The 20,707-nt window shown below is 69.8% G+C and carries 22 protein-coding genes; 10 read left to right on the plus strand and 12 right to left on the minus strand.

Annotated elements, in window-relative coordinates; genetic code table 11:
- Nucleotides 1–15 precede the first annotated feature (15 nt).
- Genes ACGFNP_RS49060 through ACGFNP_RS49070 form a run of 3 tightly spaced genes read right to left on the minus strand, consistent with a single transcriptional unit; the run spans nt 16 to nt 3,000 of the window.
- Nucleotides 16–822 (minus strand): carbohydrate ABC transporter permease, encoded by an 807-nt coding sequence (locus ACGFNP_RS49060; protein ID WP_358327782.1) that lies wholly within the window; start codon nt 820–822, stop codon nt 16–18.
- The gene (locus ACGFNP_RS49065; protein WP_358327784.1) at nt 819–1,715 is read right to left on the minus strand and encodes a sugar ABC transporter permease; all 897 of its coding nucleotides are present in this window, start codon (nt 1,713–1,715) and stop codon (nt 819–821) included. Before ACGFNP_RS49065 ends, ACGFNP_RS49060 begins: the two co-directional genes overlap by 4 nt.
- Before the next feature lie 4 nt (nt 1,716–1,719).
- The gene (locus tag ACGFNP_RS49070) at nt 1,720–3,000 is read right to left on the minus strand and encodes an extracellular solute-binding protein (protein ID WP_393330024.1); all 1,281 of its coding nucleotides are present in this window, start codon (nt 2,998–3,000) and stop codon (nt 1,720–1,722) included.
- 182 nt (nt 3,001–3,182) lie between these two features.
- Here ACGFNP_RS49070 and ACGFNP_RS49075 point away from each other — a divergent pair, with 182 nt between their 5' ends.
- The 3 genes from ACGFNP_RS49075 (at nt 3,183) to ACGFNP_RS49085 (ending at nt 5,618) form a co-directional block, all read left to right on the plus strand.
- Nucleotides 3,183–4,199 carry a LacI family DNA-binding transcriptional regulator gene (locus ACGFNP_RS49075; RefSeq protein ID WP_393330026.1) on the plus strand — a complete coding sequence of 339 codons (1,017 nt, stop codon included), beginning with the start codon at nt 3,183–3,185 and terminating at the stop codon, nt 4,197–4,199.
- A gap of 88 nt (nt 4,200–4,287) precedes the next feature.
- On the plus strand, nt 4,288–4,935 hold the full coding sequence (locus ACGFNP_RS49080) for a sensor histidine kinase (protein WP_393330028.1): 648 nt from the start codon (nt 4,288–4,290) through the stop codon (nt 4,933–4,935).
- Nucleotides 4,932–5,618, plus strand: a complete 687-nt coding sequence (locus ACGFNP_RS49085; RefSeq protein WP_393330029.1) for a response regulator — start codon at nt 4,932–4,934, stop codon at nt 5,616–5,618. The genes ACGFNP_RS49080 and ACGFNP_RS49085 overlap by 4 nt, the downstream gene beginning before the upstream one ends.
- Here ACGFNP_RS49085 and ACGFNP_RS49090 read toward each other — a convergent pair.
- From ACGFNP_RS49090 to ACGFNP_RS49105, 4 genes are all read right to left on the minus strand, one after another.
- Nucleotides 5,584–6,378, minus strand: a complete 795-nt coding sequence (locus ACGFNP_RS49090) for a type II CAAX prenyl endopeptidase Rce1 family protein (protein WP_393330031.1) — start codon at nt 6,376–6,378, stop codon at nt 5,584–5,586. The genes ACGFNP_RS49085 and ACGFNP_RS49090 overlap by 35 nt on opposite strands.
- A 123-nt stretch (nt 6,379–6,501) precedes the next feature.
- A complete protein-coding gene (locus ACGFNP_RS49095) occupies nt 6,502–8,775 on the minus strand; it encodes a hypothetical protein (RefSeq protein WP_393330033.1) in 2,274 nt (757 codons plus the stop codon).
- 87 nt (nt 8,776–8,862) lie between these two features.
- Nucleotides 8,863–9,189 carry an AzlD domain-containing protein gene (locus ACGFNP_RS49100; protein WP_393330035.1) on the minus strand — a complete coding sequence of 109 codons (327 nt, stop codon included), beginning with the start codon at nt 9,187–9,189 and terminating at the stop codon, nt 8,863–8,865.
- Nucleotides 9,190–9,195: 6 nt separating this feature from the next.
- Nucleotides 9,196–9,432, minus strand: a complete 237-nt coding sequence (locus ACGFNP_RS49105) for a hypothetical protein (RefSeq protein WP_358327798.1) — start codon at nt 9,430–9,432, stop codon at nt 9,196–9,198.
- A gap of 96 nt (nt 9,433–9,528) precedes the next feature.
- Between ACGFNP_RS49105 and ACGFNP_RS49110 the strand changes: the two genes are divergently transcribed.
- A complete protein-coding gene (locus ACGFNP_RS49110; RefSeq protein ID WP_358327800.1) occupies nt 9,529–9,729 on the plus strand; it encodes an Lrp/AsnC ligand binding domain-containing protein in 201 nt (66 codons plus the stop codon).
- A gap of 4 nt (nt 9,730–9,733) precedes the next feature.
- Here ACGFNP_RS49110 and ACGFNP_RS49115 read toward each other — a convergent pair whose 3' ends face one another.
- From ACGFNP_RS49115 to ACGFNP_RS49130, 4 genes are all read right to left on the minus strand, one after another.
- Entirely contained in the window at nt 9,734–12,397 is a 2,664-nt protein-coding gene (locus ACGFNP_RS49115) for a caspase family protein (RefSeq protein WP_393330037.1), read from the minus strand.
- A 42-nt stretch (nt 12,398–12,439) separates the two neighbouring features.
- Nucleotides 12,440–12,604 (minus strand): FCD domain-containing protein, encoded by a 165-nt coding sequence (locus tag ACGFNP_RS49120; protein ID WP_393330039.1) that lies wholly within the window; start codon nt 12,602–12,604, stop codon nt 12,440–12,442.
- Between the two features lie 28 nt (nt 12,605–12,632).
- Nucleotides 12,633–12,785, minus strand: a complete 153-nt coding sequence (locus ACGFNP_RS49125; RefSeq protein WP_358327806.1) for a nitroreductase/quinone reductase family protein — start codon at nt 12,783–12,785, stop codon at nt 12,633–12,635.
- Nucleotides 12,786–12,927: 142 nt separating this feature from the next.
- On the minus strand, nt 12,928–13,569 hold the full coding sequence (locus ACGFNP_RS49130) for an NADPH-dependent FMN reductase (protein WP_393330041.1): 642 nt from the start codon (nt 13,567–13,569) through the stop codon (nt 12,928–12,930).
- 128 nt (nt 13,570–13,697) lie between these two features.
- Between ACGFNP_RS49130 and ACGFNP_RS49135 the strand changes: the two genes are divergently transcribed.
- The 3 genes from ACGFNP_RS49135 to npdG are packed head-to-tail and all read left to right on the plus strand — an operon-like array spanning nt 13,698 to nt 17,604.
- The gene (locus ACGFNP_RS49135) at nt 13,698–16,286 is read left to right on the plus strand and encodes a bifunctional FO biosynthesis protein CofGH (RefSeq protein ID WP_393330043.1); all 2,589 of its coding nucleotides are present in this window, start codon (nt 13,698–13,700) and stop codon (nt 16,284–16,286) included.
- Nucleotides 16,287–16,292: 6 nt separating this feature from the next.
- Nucleotides 16,293–16,919: a 2-phospho-L-lactate guanylyltransferase gene (gene cofC / locus ACGFNP_RS49140; protein WP_393330044.1), complete on the plus strand. Its 627-nt coding sequence runs from the start codon at nt 16,293–16,295 to the stop codon at nt 16,917–16,919.
- A 31-nt stretch (nt 16,920–16,950) separates the two neighbouring features.
- Entirely contained in the window at nt 16,951–17,604 is a 654-nt protein-coding gene (gene npdG, locus ACGFNP_RS49145; protein ID WP_358327816.1) for an NADPH-dependent F420 reductase, read from the plus strand.
- Between the two features lie 81 nt (nt 17,605–17,685).
- On the opposite strand, the gene ACGFNP_RS49150 is transcribed toward npdG, so the two are convergent.
- Nucleotides 17,686–18,138 carry a PPOX class F420-dependent oxidoreductase gene (locus ACGFNP_RS49150; RefSeq protein WP_393330046.1) on the minus strand — a complete coding sequence of 151 codons (453 nt, stop codon included), beginning with the start codon at nt 18,136–18,138 and terminating at the stop codon, nt 17,686–17,688.
- A gap of 97 nt (nt 18,139–18,235) precedes the next feature.
- Here ACGFNP_RS49150 and ACGFNP_RS49155 point away from each other — a divergent pair, with 97 nt between their 5' ends.
- The 3 genes from ACGFNP_RS49155 to ACGFNP_RS49165 all read left to right on the plus strand — a co-directional run bounded on the left by ACGFNP_RS49155 (nt 18,236) and on the right by ACGFNP_RS49165 (nt 20,652).
- Nucleotides 18,236–18,751 (plus strand): MarR family transcriptional regulator, encoded by a 516-nt coding sequence (locus ACGFNP_RS49155; RefSeq protein WP_358327820.1) that lies wholly within the window; start codon nt 18,236–18,238, stop codon nt 18,749–18,751.
- Nucleotides 18,752–19,012: 261 nt separating this feature from the next.
- Nucleotides 19,013–20,518 carry an MFS transporter gene (locus ACGFNP_RS49160; protein WP_393330048.1) on the plus strand — a complete coding sequence of 502 codons (1,506 nt, stop codon included), beginning with the start codon at nt 19,013–19,015 and terminating at the stop codon, nt 20,516–20,518.
- Nucleotides 20,515–20,652, plus strand: coding sequence for a hypothetical protein (locus tag ACGFNP_RS49165; protein ID WP_358327824.1), 138 nt, complete (start codon nt 20,515–20,517; stop codon nt 20,650–20,652). Before ACGFNP_RS49160 ends, ACGFNP_RS49165 begins: the two co-directional genes overlap by 4 nt.
- Nucleotides 20,653–20,707 lie beyond the last annotated feature (55 nt).

A 20,707-nucleotide genomic window follows, 5' to 3' on the forward strand; every position in this document is an offset into this window, starting at 1 on the left:
GAAGTGAGGGTCCCTTCAGTCTTTTACGGCACCGGCGGTGACGCCTGCCGCGACGTAGCGCTGGGCGACGACGAGCAGGATGGTGGCCGGGATGGAGGCGATCACGGCGGTGGCCATGATGGCGTTCCACTCCTGGTTGTTGTTGCCGATGTAGTGGTAGATGCCCAGCGTGATGGGCTGGTGGTCGCCGCCCTGGTCGAGGGTGCTGGCGAAGATGAAGTCCGACCACGCCCACAGGAAGGCGAACAGCGACACCGTGATGATCGAGTTGCGGCTGACCGGCAGCACGATCGAGGTGAACGTGCGCACCACGCCGGCGCCGTCGGTGCGGGCCGCCTGCAGCAGTTCCTCGGGGATGCCGGACATGAACGCGGTCAGGATGAGCACCGCGAACGGCACGGCGAGGGTGGAGTCGGCCACGATCAGCCCGGGAACGGTGTTGAGCACGCCGGTGGTGAGGAAGATGGCGTAGAAACCCATCGCCATGATGATCCCGGGGATCATCTGCGCGATGAGCAGCACGAAGCCTAATGCCCCACCGCCACGTGGGCGCAGCTTGGCCAGCGAGTACGCCGCCGGCGCCGCGAGCAGCAGGGTCAGCGCCACCGTGCCGAGCCCGACGACCAGACTCACGCCCAGGTAGGGCAGTTGCTGGTCCAGCACCGCCCGGTAGCCGTCCAGGGTGCCGTTGACCGGGAACCAGCTCGGCGGGGTCTTACGCATGTCCTGATCGCGGGTGAACGAGACGTTGATCATCCAGTAGATCGGGAACAGCATCACCGCCGTGAGCACCAGGCCGATCGCGCTCTTGAGGCGCCTCATGCCAGAGCCTGCCTGCGCTGCGCGCGGATGTAGATCAGCCCGAAGACCAGCGCCGCCACGATGAGCAGGTTCCCGACGGCGGCTCCGGGCCCGAACGAGGGCACGAGGTTGCCGAACCCGAGCCGGTAGGACCAGGTGGCGAACGTGGTGGAGGCCCCGCTCGGCCCGCCCTTGGTCATGATCCAGATGATGTCGAACACCTTCAGCGTGTAGACCAGGCCGAGCAGCAGCGTGATCGCCGACACGGGGCGCAGCAGCGGGAAGGTGACCCGCCAGAACCGCTGCCAGCCGTTGGCCCCGTCCAGCGCGGCGGCCTCGTAGATGGCCGGCGAGATCGCCCGCAGCCCGGAGTACAGCACGACGAGGTTGAACGGGATGCCGATCCAGATGTTGGCGATGATGACCGACCACAGCGACCAGTCCGGCGAGGTCAGCCAGTTCACCGGGCCGATCCCGAGCCCCGACAGCACCGCGTTGACCACGCCGGAGTCGCTGTTGAGCAGCCACGACCAGGTGGAGGCGGACACGATCAACGGCAGCAGCCACGGCACCAGGAACAACCCCCTGAGCGTGGCCGACAGCCGGAAGTTCGTCAGGAAGAACAACGCCAGCGCGAGCCCGATGGTGAACTGGAAGGCCAGCGAGACCAGGGTGAACACCGCCGTGTGCCACAGCGCGGGCCAGAAGGTGGCATCGGCGAACACTTTGGCGTAGTTGGCGAACCCGGCGAACGGGGCGTCGCCCCGCACGAAGGAGCGCACGGTGTAGTCGCGCAGGCTCAGCTCGACGTTGCGGTAGAGCGGATAGGCGTAGAACACCAGCAGGTAGAGCACGACCGGGGCGAGAAACGCCCATGCCGCCCACTGGCTGGACCGCTGTGTGGTTCGGTTCATGCTGCTACTGGATCGCGCTCGCCGCGGCCGACTGCGCCGCGGCCATGGCCTCCTGAGGAGACTTGGATCCGCTCAGCGCCGCCTGCACCGCGCCCCACAGGGGCTCGGAGATCTTCGGGTACTTGGTGCCGAGGTCGTCGCTGGTGCGTCCCTTGGCCGCCTTGACCGCCTCCACCCACACCCGCAGGTCGGGCGTGGCCGCCACCTGCTTGGCCTGCACCTGTTCGGTGGGCGCGATGTAGGACAGGGTGGTCGTCGTGGTGAGCGAGTTGTCGGCGCTGGTCAGGCAGGTCACCAGCTTCTGGGCGGTGGTGTAGCGGCCGGTGTCGGACTGCACGGGAATGCTGACGAACTCGCCGCCGGTGGGAGCGGGCGCGGTGCCGCCGTCCTTGCCGGGAACCGGGACGATGCCGTAGCCGAAGCCGGCCTTCTTGGCGTTGGCGAGCTGCCAGGTGCCGTTCTCGGCGAAGGCGAAGTCGCCGGTGGCGAACTCCTGCCAGCTGGTCGTCTGGGTGTTGTTGATGACGGAGTTGGGGGCGTAGCCCTTCTTGAGCCAGTCCGCCCACAGCGCGACCGCCGAGACGCCCTCAGGCGAGTCCAGCTTGGTGAGGTTCGCGCCCGAGCCCCAGAACCAGGGCAGGAACTGGAAGCTGCCCTCCTCGGTGCCGATCGCCGAGAAGGTGATGCCCTTCTTGCCGGCCGCTTTCACCTTCGCCAGCGCCGCCGTCAGCGAGGCCCAGTCCTTCACCGAGGCGATGTCCACCCCGGCCTTCTTCAGCACGTCCTTGTTGTAGTACAGGGCGAGGGTGTTGGCACCGATCGGGACGCCGTAGGTCTTGCCGCCGCTCTGGCCGGCCGCCAGCAGGTTCGGCGCGATCGCCGAGACGTCGAGCTTGTTCTCCTCGGTGGTGGTGAGCACCCCGGCCTCGGCCAGCGTGGAGACCACCGGATTGTCCACGATCAGCACGTCCGGCGAGTTGCCCTGCTGGGCCGCCAGCAGCGCCTTGTTCGTCAGGTCGCTGGTGTCGTAACCGGTGCGCTCCACCTTCACCCCGGCGTCGCTACCGCACTTGTCCAGCAGCTTCACCCACTCCGAGCTCTTGTCGTACTGCGGGTACGGGTCCCAGATCGTGTAGGTCCCGGCCCCGGCGGCCTGGCTCGCGCTCGTCGAAGCACCGCTGCCGACGCCGCCGGACGATGACGAGCAGGCGACCGGCCCGCCCAGGGCGGCCAGGACCGCCAGACCCACGCCGGCCGCACGCCGGCTCCTTGCCGCTGATCTCATTGAGCTGACCTCCGAACGAAGTCGAATCGATTCGCCGAATCGGTTCGACCGAACATAGGCCTGCTCCATCGCGCGAGTCAATGGGGATGTGCGAGGCGGCACATCCGCGGCACGGAGCACCACGTCATGAACCGATTCGACCTACGATGGTCGCCGACCGGCGGATCGGATGAGGAGCACGGGTGAACATCGGAGAGATCGCCAAGCGGGCCGGCGTGTCGCGCAGCACCGTCTCCTACGCGCTCACCGGCAAGCGCCCGGTGTCGGAGGAGACCAAGCGCCGCATCCAGACGGTCATCGACGAGCTGGGCTACCGGCCCAACGCCGCCGCCAGGGCGCTGAAGGAGGGCCGCACCCGTACCATCGGCCTGGTCATCCCGCCGGCCAGCCAGCGCCTGACCGACATGCAGCTCGGCTTCGTGGCCAGCGTGGTCGACGCCGCCGCCCGCGCCGACCTGGACGTTCTGCTGTCACCTTCGGGCGGCGAGCACGACCGCTCCTTCGAGCGCGTCGTCACCGGCCGGCGCGTGGACGGCGTCATCCTCATGGAGATCCGGCTGGAGGACGACCGGGTCGCCCGGCTGCTGCGGAGTGGTCTGCCGTTCGTCGGCATCGGCCGTACCCGCCGCCCGGAGGACATGTCCTGGGTGGACATCGACTACGAGACGCTCATCGCCAAATGCGTCCACCACCTGGCCGACCTCGGCCACCGGCAGGTGGCGCTGGTCAATCGCAGCGCCGAACTGGTCGCCGCCGGGTACGGCCCCGGCCACCGCGCGCAGGCCGGCTTCGACCGGGCCGTCGCCGAACGCGGGCTGAACGGTGTGCGGGTCTGCTGCGGCGACGACGCCCAGGCCGGACAGTCCTGCCTTCGGCAACTCCTCGACGAGCACCCGGAGTTGACCGCCATCGCCACCATCAACGAGGCGGCGGTCTTCGGCATGTACCGCGCACTGGACGAAGCGGGCCTGACCGTGCCCGGGAACTTCTCCATCGCCGGCGTCGCCGCCCAGCACTGGGCCGAGAGCCTGCACCCCCCGCTGACCGCCGCCGACGTACCCGCGAACGAGATGGGCGCCCGCGCCGTCGAGCTGCTCATCCAGCGCATCGCCGACCCCGGCACCCCGCACCGCCACCTCCTGGCCGCCCCGCCGATCTCGCTCCGCGGCACGACCGGGCCCGCCCGGCCACGCGCCTGACGGCTCTTGACCATCGGACGAGGAGACGCCTATCGTCCAGGTCGAATCGATTCGACATCCCCCAACTCTCCCGAAACGGGAAAGGCGCATGGCTGAACCCTCGTCCCGGCGGGCACGCTGTCTCACCGTGGTGATCGTGCAGGCGGACGGTGCCGAGTACGCCGCCGAGCACGCGCGGCCCTGGGACCGCGGGGACGCGGGAAGCGTCTTCGCCACCATCGGGCGTACCGCGCGGTCGGCCCTGGCCGAGGTGCGTGGCGTCATCGAGGTGCTCCGCGACGCCGACGGGACGGACGAGCCGCACGGGGCCCGGCTAGGGATCACCGAGCTCCGGCAGCTCGTGGACTCGGTACGGGCGACGGGACTCGCCGTGGATGTGGAGGCCGAGCCGGCCGTGTTCGACGACGTTCCCTCCGCGATACGGTTCACTGTGCTCCGTGTCGTACGGGAAGCACTGACGAACGTGTTGAAGCACGCCGGCCCGCACGCCACAGCGCACGTGACCGTCGCCAGGACACAAGGGGGGATCATGGTTCGAGCCGAGGACGACGGCGTCAGCAGCCGTCGCGCCGACGCGACCGCCTCCCCACCTGGCTACGGTCTCGACGGAATGCGCGAGCGCTTGCGCGCCATGGGCGGAGCACTGGAGGCGGGCCCACGCCCTGGCCGCGGATTCGTGGTCGACGCCACGATCCCCGTCCCCGCGCTGCGCCCTGTGAGCCTCGCCAGTCCATGACTCCCCAGCACCTCATCCGCGTCTTCTTGGTGGACGACCAGGAGCTGGTACGCACCGGATTCGCGATGATCCTCGACGCCACCCCGGATCTGCGGGTCGTCGGATCGGCCGGCGACGGGCAGACGGCCCTCGACGCCCTGCGGCGGCCCGAGCACCGTGCGGACGTCGTCCTGATGGACGTTCGCATGCCAGGTCTCGATGGTGTGGAGACCACCCGGCGGCTGCTGGCCACACCCGACCCGCCACACGTCGTCATGCTGACGACGTTCGACGACGACGAGCTGCTCATCGCCGCCCTTCGAGCGGGCGCGGCCGGCTACCTGCTCAAGGACGCGGGCGCGGCGGAACTGCTGGCGGCGATCCGGGCCGCCGCCGCCGGGGAGGCGCCTGTCGCGCCGAGGCTCGTACGCCGCCTGATCGACTCGTTCGTCCTCGCGCCGCCGGTGACCACATCCGCCGAGCACTCGCCCGCCGCCGAGTCCAGGCTGGGGCGTCTCACCACCCGCGAACGCGAGATCCTCGCCTCGGTCGGCCTGGGACTCACCAACGCGGAGATCGCCGCGCGGCTGCAGCTGGCCGAATCGACCGTCAAGACGCATCTCGGCTCGGTGCTGCGCAAGCTCGAGCTACGTGACCGGGTGCAAGCGGTCATCCTCGCGCAGGCACAGGGACTGACCGACTGATCCCGATCGCGAGGGCGCAGGCCGCCGTGCCGGCGAGCACGAACAACCCGGTGTCACCAGCCAGGTATTCACGCACCACCACAGGCTGCTCGGTCGAGACCGCGTACTCCAGCAGCAGGGCGAAAGTGGCGTTGTGCGCGAAGTGGGCCAGCACGACCGGCCACACGCTGCCGGACAGGACGCGCAGGTACCCGAAGAGGAACGAGAACGCGATCACCGAGCCACCGAACAGCAGCAGCACCAGGCTGCGGGTCCCTTCGCTGTGGTAGTACGGCGTGAGCAGGATGTACGGCAGGTGCCAGGCGATCCAGACCAGCCCGACGACCAGCATCGCCGAGCGCTCGCCCAAGAACGCGAGCCGTGGCTGCAGGTAGCCCCGCCAGCCGATCTCCTCGGCGAACGCCAGGATCGGCCCGGTGATGGACAGAGCGATCACCGACTGCGGCCAGTCGCCCTGCGGCGCGGAGAACCGGCCGAAGCCGAGCACGACGGCGCCCGCGGTGGCGAGCAGGCAGACGCCGGCGGTGGTGGCGACCGCGAGCGGCCAGGTCCGCAGGCCGAGCCGCCCCATGCCGAGTCGGCGCCACCCCGGCCGGGAATAGCCCTCTCGCGTGATGACGAGCAGCATCGCCAGCACGACGAGCAACGGCGATACGGCGAGGATGAGCCCTCCGGCGATGTTGGCGGTGCCCAGAGAGATCGTGAGCGTCAGGACGATGAAAACGATCGACGAAGTGCGATCGGAGAGCTGTTCGAACACGGACAGACCTTCTTTCAGGGAATTGGCCTGGCCCAGTGTTCAAGAACGCGCGCCCGCCGCCATCCACCCACGGTCCGTACTTCGTCCGGCTCTCCCCTCCTGGGACTAGTACTCCAGCAGCATTCAGCGCTTCGGCGGTTTGCGATAGGTGGTGACCTGGTCGCCCGGTCCCGGGTACGCCATGATCAGCAGCCGCTGGGTGCCGTACTTCTCGCCCTTCCAGGGAGACCAGGCGAAGTGCACGCGGATCCGGTAGTGCCCCTTGCGGCCGTTGAGCGACAGGTCGGGCAGGACGGTGCCGCTCAGGCCGTCCATGAAGCTCATCTCGCCGCTCTGGTTGGCGTAGCCGACCTCGACCACATCCTGCCAGCCCTTGGTCTCGACCGGTGGGCGGCGCGGGTAGGTCTCCAGCGTGACACAGACGTGCAGGTCGGAATCCGTGCTCACCGTCACCCTGCCGGGCTCGGCGGTGACCGGGCCGGCTGTCGTGCTCTTGCCCTCGCCGGCGAATTCGTCGTACAGGTCCAGCCCCACCTCGGGCCACTCCGGCTCCTTGAGGCGGATCGCCTTGGCGGGCTTGATGAGGGGGCGGTGACTCGGGGTGGCGTCGCATTTGCGGCGCTCCTCGGCCATCGTCTCGTCGAATTCGCGATCCTCGGCGGCCGCTTCAGCCGTGACCTTCGCGTTCGCGGCCGGGCAGATCCCGGCGAGCACCCAGCTCAGGTCACGGACGTTCTCCCCTTCCGTGTCCTGCAGCCGGGCCAGTTCGCGCGGGTCGTCGCGGGTGTAGGCGGCGCACAGGCGACGGCCGTGGGCGAGCAGCACCTGGTCGGGCGTGGTGGCGGCGAAATCGAAGGCGTTGTGCTGACGTACCGCGCAGATGAAGGCGCGTACACCGGTCAGCGGCGCGGGCTCCTCCTCGGCCACTCCGTTCTCCCAGGGTTCGGGCGGTGAACAGCTCGCGGCCGTGGTGATCGGGCCGCGTGACTGGTCGGCGGCCGGCAGGAAGCACAGGACCACGGAGGTGGCCAGGGCCGTCACGAGCACGTGGTGGCGCAGGCGGGCGGCGGGCGGGGCGCCGTACAGGGCGAGCAGGACGAAGGCGGAGGCGGCGAGCGCGAGGCTGTACCACAGCGGGGAGAGTCCGAAGAGGATGTCGCCCTTCTCGTCCGGCTCGAACAGCCCGTCCGGGTACAGGGCCAGCCGCTCCTCGGTCATGTCGGGGATGATCCGCCAGTCCGCCTCGGACTTCGTGGTGAGCGCGGTGACGACCCCCGCCGCCGCGGCGAGGGCCAGGAGCAGCATCGTGGCACGCAGCAACCGCCTGGTCCTGCGTACGACCGCGACCAGGACCAGTACGGCCGGGGCGCCGACCCCGACGAGCAGGTCCACGGCGACCCAGAGCACCGTCGCCGGGTAGCTCACGTGCCCGTGGAACAGGTCGTCGACCGCGCCCCTGGGGCCGATCCACACGGGCATGCCGTCCGCGAGGTTGACGGCCGCGGGGATCACCGGGAGCACCACGGCCACGGCGGCGAGGGGCCACGCCCGCGCGGGTGCGACCTGGACCGGAGGCGCCGGGGACGGCACGGGGATCGGGCCGCCCAGGTCGTGGGCGGAGCGGGCCTGCCACACCGTCCCGAGGACACCCAGGATGCTCAGGACCATGAGCAGCAACAGATCGTAGTCAACGCCGGAACCGCCGAATGAGACGATCGAACTGCCACCCGACGACAGCAGCGACAGCGCCGCCGCGGCCCCGCCCATCCGCACGGTGCCTCGGGTCCAGCGCGTGTCTCTGGCCTGGCCGGCCAGGACCGGCACCAGCCACAGCAGGTAGACGACGTTGCCGAGCCGGTACGGAGAGACGAACGGCACGATGTCGTACTGGCCGAGGCCGTAGGCGAAAGTGGCGGCCAGGCCCATGGCGGCGTTCGCCAGCCCCGCCACGAGCCCGAGCAGCCGCAGCCATCGAGGCAGGCTCCCGGCGAGTACCACGAAGAACAGCCCGACGATGGCGACCTGGAGCAGGTCGGAAGGCAGGCCGAACCACCACTGGTACGGGATCGGCAGCCGATACAGCAGCGTGCAGGCGACGCTGAGGTACATGGCCGCCCGTAACAACCGGACGGGCCTCTCGTTGACCGCCGCCGCGCCGATCGGCCGCCCGCGCAGCACCTGCCAGTAGGCCCAGCCCTGCAGGATTCCGCCCGCGACCATGAGGAGCTCCACCCACCAGGTGTAGGGCATGAAGTCCGTGTCCCACCCGCCGGTGACGATCTCGCGGAGCAGCGCGGGGTCGCCGGTGGCCAGCGCGAGGACGCCGGACAGGACGACCGCGACCACATAGATGGCGGCGAACAGCGCGGCGATTCTGCCGAAACGGTAACGGCGCATGGGAACACCCTTGGGCACGAGTGGAGGGGATCAGGCAAAGGCGCCCAACCCTAGCGAGCCACCACCGAAATGATCAAGTGCCGCCCGTCAGATCTGCCAGAGGGCGGACAGCACCGCGTGCACGGCGGTCGCGCCCAGGACGCTGATCACGGCGTTGCGGGTTTTCAGGTGCAGCCCGATCGCGACGGCCAGGGCCAGGGCGGCGGGCACGACGGCCGGCCCGGCGGGGCGGACCGCGCGCAGGGAGTACAAGGTGAGGATCAGCATGATGCCGGTGGGCATCTGGCAGGCGAGGTAGCGCAGGACGGCCGAGCGGCGCAGCGGGGTCAGGACGGCGAACGGCAGGGCGCGCAGACCCCAGGTGACGCCGGCGCTGACGGCCACGGCGGCGGCCAGGTAGAGCGGGCTGGGCATGGGTGTTCACCCTTCCCTGACTGAGACGGCGGCGGGGAGCGCAGGGCGGATGTGATCGGGTGCGGCACTGCGACGGCGGCGGCCGGAGGCGTAGCGGATCAGCAGGCCCGCGGTGAACAGGGCCATCGCGGTCGGCAGCACCTGCCCGGGAGTCAGGAGCACGGCGACGGCGAAGCCGGCCGCGGCCAGCAGGGGGGCGGGCAGATCCCGCTGGGCGCGCCAGGCGTCGATCGTCAGGACCACAGACAGGGCGGTCAGGGCGAAGTCCAGGCCCCGCGGCCCTGGGCCGTTCTCTGGAGGTGGTCCTCTCGGTGGATCGCGGTCAACGACCTGCAGACCGTGGAGGACTTCGAGTCCCGGGTCGCGGCGCTGGAGGAGGTCGTGGAGTTCAGGCGCATGTTCAGCCGTCCGGACTACTACATCCGGGTGGCGGTCGCCGACCCGATCGCCTACGAGGCCTTCCTCAGCCGGCAGATCCTGCCGCTGCCCGCGGTCTCCCGCGTCGACTCCCATCTCACCATGAAACGCATCAAAGATTGACCGCTCAGCTGCTGGAGCTGGTCGGGGTGGGCAAAACGGCCATGGTGGCGAGGGAGCGACGGGTCGCGACATCCCAGAGGCGCGCCGTACCGTCGAAGGAGCCGCTGACCAAGGACCTGCCGTCCGGGCTGAAGGCCAGGGCGGCGATCTGACCGTTGTGTCCGGTCAGTGTGCCGATCGGGCGCGTGGTGGCGACATCCGTCAGCACGATCGTCGTGTCGAAGCTGCCGGTGGCCAGCGTCGTGCCGTCCGGGCTGAACGCCAGCGGGCCGACCCCGTCGGTGTGTCCGGGCTTGAGGTCCTTGCTGGTACGGGTCGTCAGGTCCCAGAGCTGGATGGTGTACGCGACGCCGCTTGAGCCGGCCAGGGTCTTCCCGTCCGAGCTGATGGCCAGGTAGTGGATGCCGTCCTGGGCGCCGGTGAGGGTGCTCCTGGCATGGCCGTTCGCCGGGTTCCACAGGCCGATGGTCCTGTCCTCACTGGCGCTGGCCAGGGTCTTGCCGTCGGGTGTGAAGGCCAGCGCCGACACCTCACCCGTGTGACCGGTGATCACGGTTCGGGTACGGCCGCCTGCCACGTCCCAGAGGCGGATGGTCTGATCGATGCCGCCGCTGGCGAGGGTCTTGCCGTCCGGGCTGAAGGCGAGGGCTCGGACGACACTGGCACGACTGCCGTTGACCAGCGGGCCCTCGGTGTGACCGGTGAGATCGGTGATCGATTCGCCGGTGCGGGCGTCCCAGAGGTGGATCGAGTTGTCGCCGCGGCTCGCGGCGATCTTCTTGCCGTCCGGGCTGAAGGTCAGGCCGTAGAGGCCATTGGTGTTGCCGGAGGAGGTGAGCGTGGACAGGGCGGCTCCGGTTGACGCGTCGCGTAGCCAGACCTCGCTTCTGAGGTAGCTCGCCATCGCGACGGTCTTGCCATCCGGGCTGAACGCCACCGACGTCATCGGCGCCTCGCCCCTGCTGCTGCCGCTGTCGCTGTCGTGTTTTGATCCGTTCATGATCACGGTGGTGATGGCCGCCGCTGCCACAGCCATTGCCAGCCCCGCCAGGAGGGCGATCCGGGTCCGTAACCGCCAGCGCCGCCATGTCACGCCGATCGAACCTGTGATGGCAGGTGCCTTCGGAGTGTCGGGCTGCTGAGCTGGGCTGGTCGCTTGAGGCGGGGTAGAAGGCTGGACCGGTGTGGCAGAGGCGGGCTGGGACTCGGTGACAGGCTCGGCCGTGGGTTTGGGCTTAACGGCAGGTTCGGGCTTAACGGCAGGTTCGGGCTCGGCGGGGAGGGTGGGTTGAGCGGTGGTTTCCAGTCCGGCGAAAGCTTGGGCAGCGGCGGCGGAGACCATGCGGCTGTCGTCGTCGGCCAGTTCCCGCAGGGCGATCCGCGCGGCCAGGGCGAGCCCCGCATGTGGGCCGCGCAGCAGGCGTTCCAGATCCCCGACAATGGCGGCGCGCACTGTGGGAAGCGGATGATGGAGCGTTTCGCGCAGCTCGGCGGGCAGTTCGCTGGGCCGCTCGACCGGGCGGGCGCGCCGGGCGACGATCAGATCGCCTTGTACCTCGAACGTCCACTTGCCCGGCGTCTGCTTGGGGGTGATCGTTCGCACCCGTTCGTAGACGAAGTCGTACAGTTCGTTGATGCCCACGTACCCGTCCTGATTGAGGTCGGCCTCGCCGGTCTCCAACCCTTCGACGAGCACACCGGTGAACACGGACGGAGTGGGCTGCTGGTCATCGGCCAGGTCAATGCCGTCGAAGGCGTATTCCAGCGCGTTGGACGCGGTGATGACGATGCGACCGCGGCCGCCGAACTGGTCCTCGACGTGCGTACTGAACCCGGCCCGCGGCATCGCGCCGCGCGCGAAGGCACCCGCGTAACAGCAGTCGAGCAGCAGGACGATGCGGCGGCAGCGGCTGCGGCTCATCGCCTGGTTGACGAAGCCGGCCGAGATCGCCGTCGCGGCGAGCAGGTTGAGCTTGGTGCTGGAGGTCGCGAAGTACAGCTGCCCACTGTCGTCCTTCACACCGTGCCCGGAAAAGTGCAGCAGGAGCAGGTCATCGGGGGCGCGGTCGGCGAAGAAGCCCTCGATCGCCTCGGTGACGACGGGTGTGGGCTCGTTGACCAGCGTACGTACCTCGAAATCGCCGATCGCCGGATCGCCCAGCACCCGGGTCAGCGCGTCGGCGTCCATGGCGGGCGCGCGCAGCTTGCGCAGCCCCGAGTCGCGGTAGTCGTCGCAGGCCACGATCAGCGCCACCCGCCGGCCGCCGCGGGGCGTGGCCTCGGTGAGCTCCTGCGGCGAACGGCGGCGGGCCAGCCACGCATCGATCAGCCGGCGCTGATCCGGCGAGGCCACGCCCGTCACCTCGAGCAGGTCGCCGTCGAGGCTCATCTTCACCGAACGATCCCGGTGCCGCGTCAGCCAGGCGGTCACCGCGTCCACGAGGGCGCCGAGCAACTCGGTGCCCGCCAGCGCGACCGTCAGGCCGCCGATGGCGAAGGACAGGATCGCCTTGCTGCCTTCCGGCGTCGCGCCCGCCTGGGAGAGGCCGACCACGACATCCAGGTCGAGCAGTTCGGCGCGGAGCGTGGCGGTCAGCTCATCCAGCTCCTGCGGCTCCGCCGAATCGTCGACCACCCATAGATTGAGCTGGTTCGTCCCACCCGCCATGGCAGCTCCCAAGGGAAGGATCCGGGCTGCGTCGAGTGGAGCCTAACCGGGATTCATCTCGATGGCGTCACCTCCCGCGCTCTGGGGGCCCTGCCGGTCGCGCAGAGAGCCGTACACCGAGTCCAGGATCGGATTCGCCGCGACTTTCACCAGCACCGTGTGGAACGCGCGATCGGCCTCGAGGAAGTCGTCGAGGTCGACGGTCACGTCGGCTGGTGCCCGCCGGATACGGCGTTCACGCGGTGCTCTGACCGGATCGGGGAACCAGGCGGACGATCGGCAGTTCCCGGTCGGTCTTTACCTGATATTGGGCGAAGCGGGGCGCGGCGCCCACGATCTGCTGCCAGGCGTCCGCGCGCTCGACCCCGTGCAGCTGCTCGGCGACCACGGCTATCTTCAGTCCGCTCTTGGCACCGATGGTCGTCAGGACCAGGGCATTGAAACCCAGGAATGTGCCGCCCCCCTTGCGGCGGATCCGCCTTGAGCGCCGCGCGTTCCCGCACGTGTGTTGAAGCTCATGTCGCTTCCTCCTATGCCTGGGCGGCGGCCATCGCGGCTCGGGCCCGGATGACGCCGGGGATCAGCTCTCCTTCGGTGCGGGCCTGGTTCAGCACGGAGGACCACCAGGCCAGGTCGTCGAGCGTGATCTGCAGGCTGATGTCCGTCGCGGCGCTGACCGGCTCGTCCTGGTCGTCGAAGGCCGCCTGCACGTACGGGATCACCACGGTGTTGCGCAGCGGAACGGCCTCGGCCTCGACGAACATGTGCGCCAGATGCTCGATCGCGCGGATCCCTCCCCCGACGCCACCGCTGTAGCCGACGGCCGCCACCGGCTTGTTGCGGAACCCGAACGACATCCACACGCTGTCGATGGCGTTCTTCAGCCCGCCGGGAACACTGTGGTTGTACTCCGGGGTGATGACGACGAAGGCGTCGGCCTGCTTCACCTTCTGGTTCCAGGCCCGCACGATCGGCTCGGAGTACGTCGGGTCGCTCAGGTCGCCGATCGTCCCCATGTGCTCGGCGAAGATCGGCAGCGGCCAGTCCCGCAGATCGGCGAGCTCGACCTCGAAGCCGCCGTGCGCACGGACCCGCGACAGGACCCAGGGCAGGACACGGTCCGCCGCCCGGGTGGGGCGCGTGCTTCCGACGATGACAAGAAGTTTCGGCATGTGGTGCTCTCTCGTGAGCGCTATTGTTATCGACGCATACTGTACATGTCATTAACTATATTCGCACAGGGGAGATTCATGAGCTTGTCCACCGACAACGGCATGCGGACCGAGCAGGAGGGGTGGCTGTGAGCCCGGGTATCGTGCCCGGCGAGTCGGCCGTCCGCCGGGCGCTGCGTCGAGCCAGGGACGGCGTCACCCTCGACAGGACCGAGGCCGAGACGCTGCTGCACGCCCGCGGTGACCAGCTGGAGCAGTTGCTGGCCGCCGCGTCCCGGGTGCGCGACGCCGGGCTCATCGAGGCGGGCCGGCCAGGGGTGATCACCTATTCCCGCAGCGTGTTCGTGCCGCTGACCAAGCTCTGCCGGGACCGCTGCCATTACTGCACGTTCGCCACGGTCCCTGGGCGGACGCCGGCGGCGTTCCTCAGCGAGGACGAGGTGCTCGACATCGTCCGGCGGGGCGCCGAGCTGGGCTGCAAGGAGGTCCTGTTCACGCTCGGCGACCGGCCGGAGGACAGATGGACCGCGGCCCGCGAGTGGCTCGAAGAGGCCGGTTACCCGGACACGCTCTCCTACGTGCGGGCGATGTCGATCAAGGTGCTGGAGGAGACCGGGGTACTGCCGCACCTCAACCCAGGTGTGCTGACCTGGACCGACTTCCAGCGGCTCAAGCCGGTGTCGGCGTCGATGGGCATGATGCTGGAGACGACCGCGACCCGGCTGTGGTCGGAGAAGGGCGGCCCGCACTACGGCTCGCCCGACAAGGAGCCGGCCGTCCGGCTGCGCGTGCTCGAGGACGCCGGGCGCAGCTCGGTGCCGTTCACCACCGGGATCCTGATCGGCATCGGCGAGACCCTCGCCGAGCGGGTCGACTCCCTGTTCGCGATCCGCGACGTGGCCCGGCGGTACGGCGGCATCCAGGAAGTCATCGTGCAGAACTTCCGCGCCAAGCCCGACACCGCGATGGCCGGCCTGGCCGACGCCACGCTCGACGAGCTCGCCGCGACGGTCGCGGTCGCCCGCCTGGTGCTGGGGCCGAAGATGCGCATCCAGGCGCCACCGAACCTGATCGCCGGCGAGTTCGAGCTGCTGCTGCGGGCGGGGATCGACGACTGGGGCGGGGTGTCGCCGCTGACGCCCGACCACGTGAACCCCGAGCGGCCGTGGCCGCAGGAGGAGACGCTGGCCGAGCACACCGCGCGGGCGGGATTCTCGCTCGCGGAGCGGCTGCCGATCTACCCGGAGTACGTGCTTCGCGGGGAGCCGTGGCTGGATCCACGGGTCGCCGCGCACGTCGCCGCGCTCGCCGACCCGGCAACAGGTCTGGCCGCGCCGGACGTCCGGCCGGTCGGGCTGCCGTGGCAGGAGCCGGAGGTCGCGCTGATCTCGTCCGGGCGGACCGACCTGAACGCGTCGATCGACACCGAAGGCCGCACGTCGGATCGGCGAGACGACTTCGACTCCGTGTACGGGGACTGGGAGACCCTGCGGAACCAGGTGGCGGCGATGCCGTCCGCGAGGTCGTCCGGCCCGGCAGGCGGGATTCGCCGGGAGTTCTCCGCCGCGCTGCTGCGTGCCGAGTCCGACCCGAGTGGCCTGTCCGACGAGGACAGCCTCATGCTGCTGTCGGCCGGCGAGGGCCCCGAGATCTCGGCGCTCGCCGCGCTGGCCGACGACGTCCGCAGGAGCACCGTCGGCGACGAGGTGACCTATGTGGTCACGCGGAACATCAACTTCACCAACGTCTGCTACACCGGCTGCCGGTTCTGCGCGTTCGCGCAGAGGCGCACGGACAGCGACGCGTACACGCTGTCGCTGGAGCAGGTCGGGCAGCGGGCGGAGCAGGCGTGGTCGGTCGGCGCGACCGAGGTGTGCATGCAGGGCGGCATCCACCCCGACCTGCCCGGAACGGCGTATTTCGACCTCGCCGCCGAGGTGAAGAAGCGCGCGCCGGGGCTGCACGTGCACGCCTTCTCCCCCATGGAGGTGGTGAACGGCGCATCGCGCACCAACCTCTCCATTCGCGACTGGCTGACCGCGGCGAAGGAGGCCGGGGTGGACTCCCTGCCCGGCACCGCGGCCGAGATCCTCGACGACGACGTCCGCTGGATCCTGACCAAGGGCAAGCTTCCGACGGCGTCCTGGATCGAGGTCGTGACCACGGCCCACGAGCTGGGCCTCCCGACGACGTCGACGATGATGTACGGCCACGTCGACAACCCGGCGCACTGGGTGGCCCACATCAAGCTGATCAGAGACCTCCAGGCGCGAACGGGTGGGTTCACCGAGTTCGTGCTGCTGCCCTTCGTCCACACGAACGCACCGCTCTACCTGGCCGGCATCGCCCGCCCAGGCCCCACGCACGTGGAGAACCGGGCCGTGCACGCCCTGGCCCGGCTGCTGCTGCACGGCCGGATCCCGAACATCCAGACGAGTTGGGTGAAACTGGGCCCGGCGGGGGTGGTCGACGTGCTCCGCGGCGGCGTGAACGACCTGGGCGGCACGCTGATGGAGGAGACCATCAGCCGCATGGCGGGCTCGGAGAACGGCAGCTACAAGACGATCGCCGACCTCACGGCCCTGGCGCACGCCGCCGGCCGCCCGGCCCGCCAGCGAACGACCACGTACGGCGAGGTCTCCGCGGAACGCCTGGCGGCGGGCCGCGAGCACGACGGCGTTTGGCGGCCGAACCTGCTACCGCTGGTCAGGGGGTGACTTCGGGTGGGGTATGAAGTGGACCTGGTCGTCCCGATCAAGAGACTGGACCGGGCGAAGTCGCGGCTGCGCGGCGCCGTGCCGGCGTCCGAGCACGCCGATCTCGTGCTGGCGCTGCTGCTGGACACCGTGACAGCGGCCGCGCAGGCCGGCGGGGTGCGGCGGGTCCTCGTGGTCTGCGAGGACGAGCGGATCCCGGCGGCACTGGCCGGCACCGGCGTGGAGTGCGTCGACGAACGCGGCCTTCCCGGCCTGAACGCGGCCCTGGCGTTCGCCGCGGAGTACCTGTGCGCGCCGAACAGCACGGTCGGCGCGCTGCAGGCCGATCTGCCCGCGCTACGCCCGGCGGACCTGTCCGCGGCGATCGAGGAGGCCGCCGGGCGGCGGGCGTACTGTGCGGACCGGCCGGGCACCGGGACCACGCTGCTGCTGGCCGCACCCGGGGAGCCGCTCCGCCCGCGCTTCGGCCGGCGCTCCGCCGACGCGCACGTCGCCACCGGCGCCGTGCGGGTCGGCGGATCGCTGGCGTCACTGCGCTGCGACGTGGACACCGAGTCCGATCTCGCCGTCGCGGCCGGAATCGGACTCGGCAAGTTCACCCTCGCCCGTACGACCGCCGCATCCAGCGGATGAGCGAATGACCGATTAACCACAGGAGGAAACGTTGATCGACGTGACAGGTGTGACCGTGGGCGTGCTCGGCGGCACCGGCCCACAGGGAAAGGGCCTCGCACTGCGCTGGGCCGCGGCCGGCATCAAGGTGATCATCGGCTCGCGAAGTGCCGAGCGCGCCGAGGCGGCCGCCGCCGAACTGGGTGACGGCGTGACCGGCATGGACAACCAGGACACGGCCGCCATGGCGGACGTGGTGCTCGTAGCGGTGCCATGGGAGGGCCACGGTGAGCTGCTGGCCTCGCTGCGGGACCAGCTCGCCGGCAAGATCGTCATCGACTGCGTGAACCCGCTCGGCTTCGACAAGCAGGGCCCGTTCGCGCTCCCCGTCGAGGAGGGGAGCGCCGCTCAGCAGGCCGAGAAGCTGCTGCCGGAGTCCCGGGTGACGGCCGCGTTCCACCACGTGTCGGCGGTGCACCTCGCCGACCTGTCGATCCCCGAACTGCGCACCGACGTGCTCGTGCTGGGCGACGATCGCGAGGCCACCGACCTGGTGCGCGCGCTGGCCGACGCGGTGCCGGGCATGCGGGGCGTGTACGGCGGGCGGCTGCGCAACGCCCACCAGGTGGAGGCGCTGACCGCCAACCTGATCGCGATCAACCGCCGCCACAAGGCACACGCGGGAATCCGCATCACCGACGTGTGATGATCCCGCCGCCACCGTCTCACCGAGCGTCGGTTCACGAGCGCCGTGCCGCTCGGCGAGACGGTGGCGAACGTCGGCTTTTTACGATGGGTGGCCCGCACCGGAGTTGTCCGGCTGCGCGCCCGGGGCTTGATGCACGGTGCGCTGGACGTGGACCTCGCTGTCATGGGTGAACGGCAGCCCCTCCAGGTTGAAGCTCCACGACACGGCGGGGGTGATCCGCATGTAGGACGCGGGCCCGAACTGGCCAGGGCGTTCGACGAGTTCGGCGTCGCCGTAGATCCGCAGGTAGCGCGGCGTCCACGGATCCGCCGACGGCAGGTCGTCGATGACGAGCGCGACCTTGGTGTTCCCGTCCCGCACGTTGCGGAATTTCCGCGTCTTGTCTGGATCGAAGCCGCCCACGTACAGGTACGTGCCGTCGAACTCGAACCCCACCGGCACCACGTCCGGCTGATCGTCGGCCGAGACGGTGGCGAGCCGGACCAGTCGCTGGGATCGCAGGTAGGCGAGCTCTTCTTCGTTGAAAGACACCTGGGGCCTCCTCATGTGATGATCCGCGCACGGCGGCGAAAGTTAACACCACAGACTGTATGCTCCATTAACTATATGCGTACTGTACCGTAGTGCCGTGGATGAGACGGCGCAAGCGATGGTGGCCACGGCGGTGGTCGCCGAGCAGGGGTGCGTAATCACGGATGGCGCGCACGACGCGCAGATGGACGTCGTCACCGGGCTGGTGCAGCTCACCGGGCTGGTACAGGGCATCTACACACGCATCTCCGAACGCCACGATCTGACCCCCGTCCAGGCCAAGCTCCTGTGCGTCCTGCTCGGCGGCCCCAGAGGCATGGCCGAACTCGCCCGCTGCTTCGGCGTGGAGAAGGCCGCGCTCACCGGCCTCATGAACCGTGCCGAACGGCGCGGCCTCGCCCAGCGATCATCGGTACCCGGCGACCGGCGCGCGGTGCGGGTGACGCTGACCGACGCCGGCCGCCAGGCGGCGATCGCCTTCCACACCGAGGTGAGCACGGAACTGGGCCGTCTCACCTCGCAGCTCACACCCCACGACCGCGAACTGTTCCGCAGCACCACGGCCGAGATCATCACCAGGTGCAGGACATCGTCCCTCTCGGACACGTGCTGACTACGAGCGTTCCGGCCGTTCTACGCGGCCTTGCGGCGTGACGGCGAGATCGCCCACACTCTGGCCCGCCACGTCGAGGGCGCGTCCCACATGGCCGAGGGCTATGACCGCGCTTGTCTCCCTGCTCGACTGACATGACCGGCCCGAGTGCTTGGGAGGCGAGCAAGGCGGGATTCCACCCCGGTTTGAGACTTTTCGTCGGCCGTCCTGTGGCAGAAGGCCAGAAGTCTCCGGGACTTGTTCAACGACAGGCTTGACGTCATGAGTGTTCATGACAACAACGAAGCGACCGCCATCGCGGGCGGGCCCGACCTCGCGGAACGGCGCGCCGCGTCCGGCAAGCGGACGGCGGTGACGGCGTCGTGGCGGGAGTTGCTGGGCCCGGAGCATGCCGGCGCGGCGATCGTGCCGGCCGTCGGGGTGCTGGTCGGCGCGGTCAACATCTATCTGGCCTCCAGCCTGCTGCCGACCGTGGTGGCCGACATCGGCGGCAGCGGCTTCTACGCGTGGAACATGACGATCTACCTGGTCGCCATGGTGGTCGCGACGATGCTGGTCAGTCAGCTCTCGGGCCGCTGGGGCAACGTGGGTGCCTACCTGCTCGGCTTCGGCGCGTTCCTGGTGGGCTCGCTGGCCTGCGCGGTGAGTCCGGTGATGCCGCTGCTGCTGGTCGGCCGCGCCGTCCAGGGGTTGGGGGCGGGGCTGCTGTCCGGGTTAGGCTTCGCCGCCGTTCGGTCGGCTCTGCCGGAGCGGCTGTGGGCGCGCGGCAATGCGCTGATGTCGGCGATGTACGGCGTCGGCAACTTCGTCGGTCCGGCGCTTGGCGGCCTGTTCGCTCAGTTCGGCGCGTGGCGGCCGGCGTTCGTGGCGATGGCGGTGATCGCGGCGGTGTGCGGCCTGTTCGTCCCGCGGGTGCTGCCGCGTGGCGAACGCGGCGATGCACGGGCACCCGTCCCGCTTGTGTCGCTGCTACTGGTCACCGCGGCCACGGCGGCGGTCAGTCTGGCGGGGGTGCTGCCCGGCGCCATGGCCATCGCGTCCGGCATCGTGGTGGCGCTGCTGCTGGTGGCCGGATTCGTCGTCCATGAGCGGCGGAGCGAGGTGCGAGTCTTCCCGCGTACGACCTACCAGCCGGGTTCGCCGTTGAAATGGGTGTATCTGACACTGGCGCTGCTGGCCTTCGGCGTGGCGGTGGAGTCGTTCGTGCCGCTGTTCGGTCAGCGGTTGGGCGGGCTGGCCCCGGTCGTGGCCGGGTTCTTCGGGGCGGCGATCTCGCTGGGGTGGTCGTCGACCCAGTTGGTCAGCTCGTCGGCGGTCAAGGAGCGGACGATTCGCCGGTTGCGGATCATCGGGCCGCTGCTGCTGGCGCTCGGCTTCCTCGTTCAGGGGCTGCTGCAGCGCCAGGACGCGCCGGTCTGGCTGGTGGTCGTCTGGGTGCCGGTGTTGTTCGTCGCGGGTGCCGGCATCGGGCTGGCCTATCCGCACCTGGCCGTCGCGGTGATGTCCAGCACCCAGGATCCGGAGGAGGGACGGCGGGCGGCCGCCGCGATCGCCACGGTGACGAGCTTGTCGATCGCGTTCGGTACGGCGGTCGCCGGCGTCCTGGTCAACCTAGGCGGCCGCTCGATGCTCGACTCGGCCCGCTACACGCTGTTCGGATTCGCGATCATCTGCGCGGTCGGCGCCTTCACCGCGCGAGCGGCGAGCCGTAGCCGTTCTGTATCAGCGCGCACCGTGACCGTGTTCGATGCGAAGGAGATGTCATGACGGACACCTTGTCGTTCCCGATGGCCCGTGCGGCGGGATGCCCGTTCGATCCGCCGCCGGAGCTGAGCCGCCGCAGCGAGCAGGCGCCGGTTTCGCGGCAATTGGCCGCGATCCGCGCATCGTCGTGCTGCTGAACGAGAGCCCGGCCCCGCGAACGCACGATGATGTTCGTGAGGCCGAGCAGATCTG

Source organism: Nonomuraea sp. NPDC049269, assembly GCF_043197155.1.
GTDB lineage: Bacteria > Actinomycetota > Actinomycetes > Streptosporangiales > Streptosporangiaceae > Nonomuraea.

Excerpts from the sequence above, each read along its gene's own strand:
- ACGFNP_RS49065 (WP_358327784.1), bottom strand. The coding sequence starts at position 1,715 with ATGAACCGAACCACACAGCGGTCCAGCCAGTGGGCGGCATGGGCGTTT.
- ACGFNP_RS49130 (WP_393330041.1), bottom strand. The coding sequence starts at position 13,569 with ATGCCGAAACTTCTTGTCATCGTCGGAAGCACGCGCCCCACCCGGGCG.
- ACGFNP_RS49160 (WP_393330048.1), top strand. The coding sequence starts at position 19,013 with ATGAGTGTTCATGACAACAACGAAGCGACCGCCATCGCGGGCGGGCCC.
- ACGFNP_RS49080 (WP_393330028.1), top strand. The coding sequence starts at position 4,288 with ATGGCTGAACCCTCGTCCCGGCGGGCACGCTGTCTCACCGTGGTGATC.
- ACGFNP_RS49085 (WP_393330029.1), top strand. The coding sequence starts at position 4,932 with ATGACTCCCCAGCACCTCATCCGCGTCTTCTTGGTGGACGACCAGGAG.
- ACGFNP_RS49060 (WP_358327782.1), bottom strand. The coding sequence starts at position 822 with ATGAGGCGCCTCAAGAGCGCGATCGGCCTGGTGCTCACGGCGGTGATG.
- ACGFNP_RS49070 (WP_393330024.1), bottom strand. The coding sequence starts at position 3,000 with ATGAGATCAGCGGCAAGGAGCCGGCGTGCGGCCGGCGTGGGTCTGGCG.
- ACGFNP_RS49115 (WP_393330037.1), bottom strand. The coding sequence starts at position 12,397 with ATGGCGGGTGGGACGAACCAGCTCAATCTATGGGTGGTCGACGATTCG.
- ACGFNP_RS49100 (WP_393330035.1), bottom strand. The coding sequence starts at position 9,189 with ATGCCCAGCCCGCTCTACCTGGCCGCCGCCGTGGCCGTCAGCGCCGGC.
- ACGFNP_RS49095 (WP_393330033.1), bottom strand. The coding sequence starts at position 8,775 with ATGCGCCGTTACCGTTTCGGCAGAATCGCCGCGCTGTTCGCCGCCATC.
- ACGFNP_RS49165 (WP_358327824.1), top strand. The coding sequence starts at position 20,515 with ATGACGGACACCTTGTCGTTCCCGATGGCCCGTGCGGCGGGATGCCCG.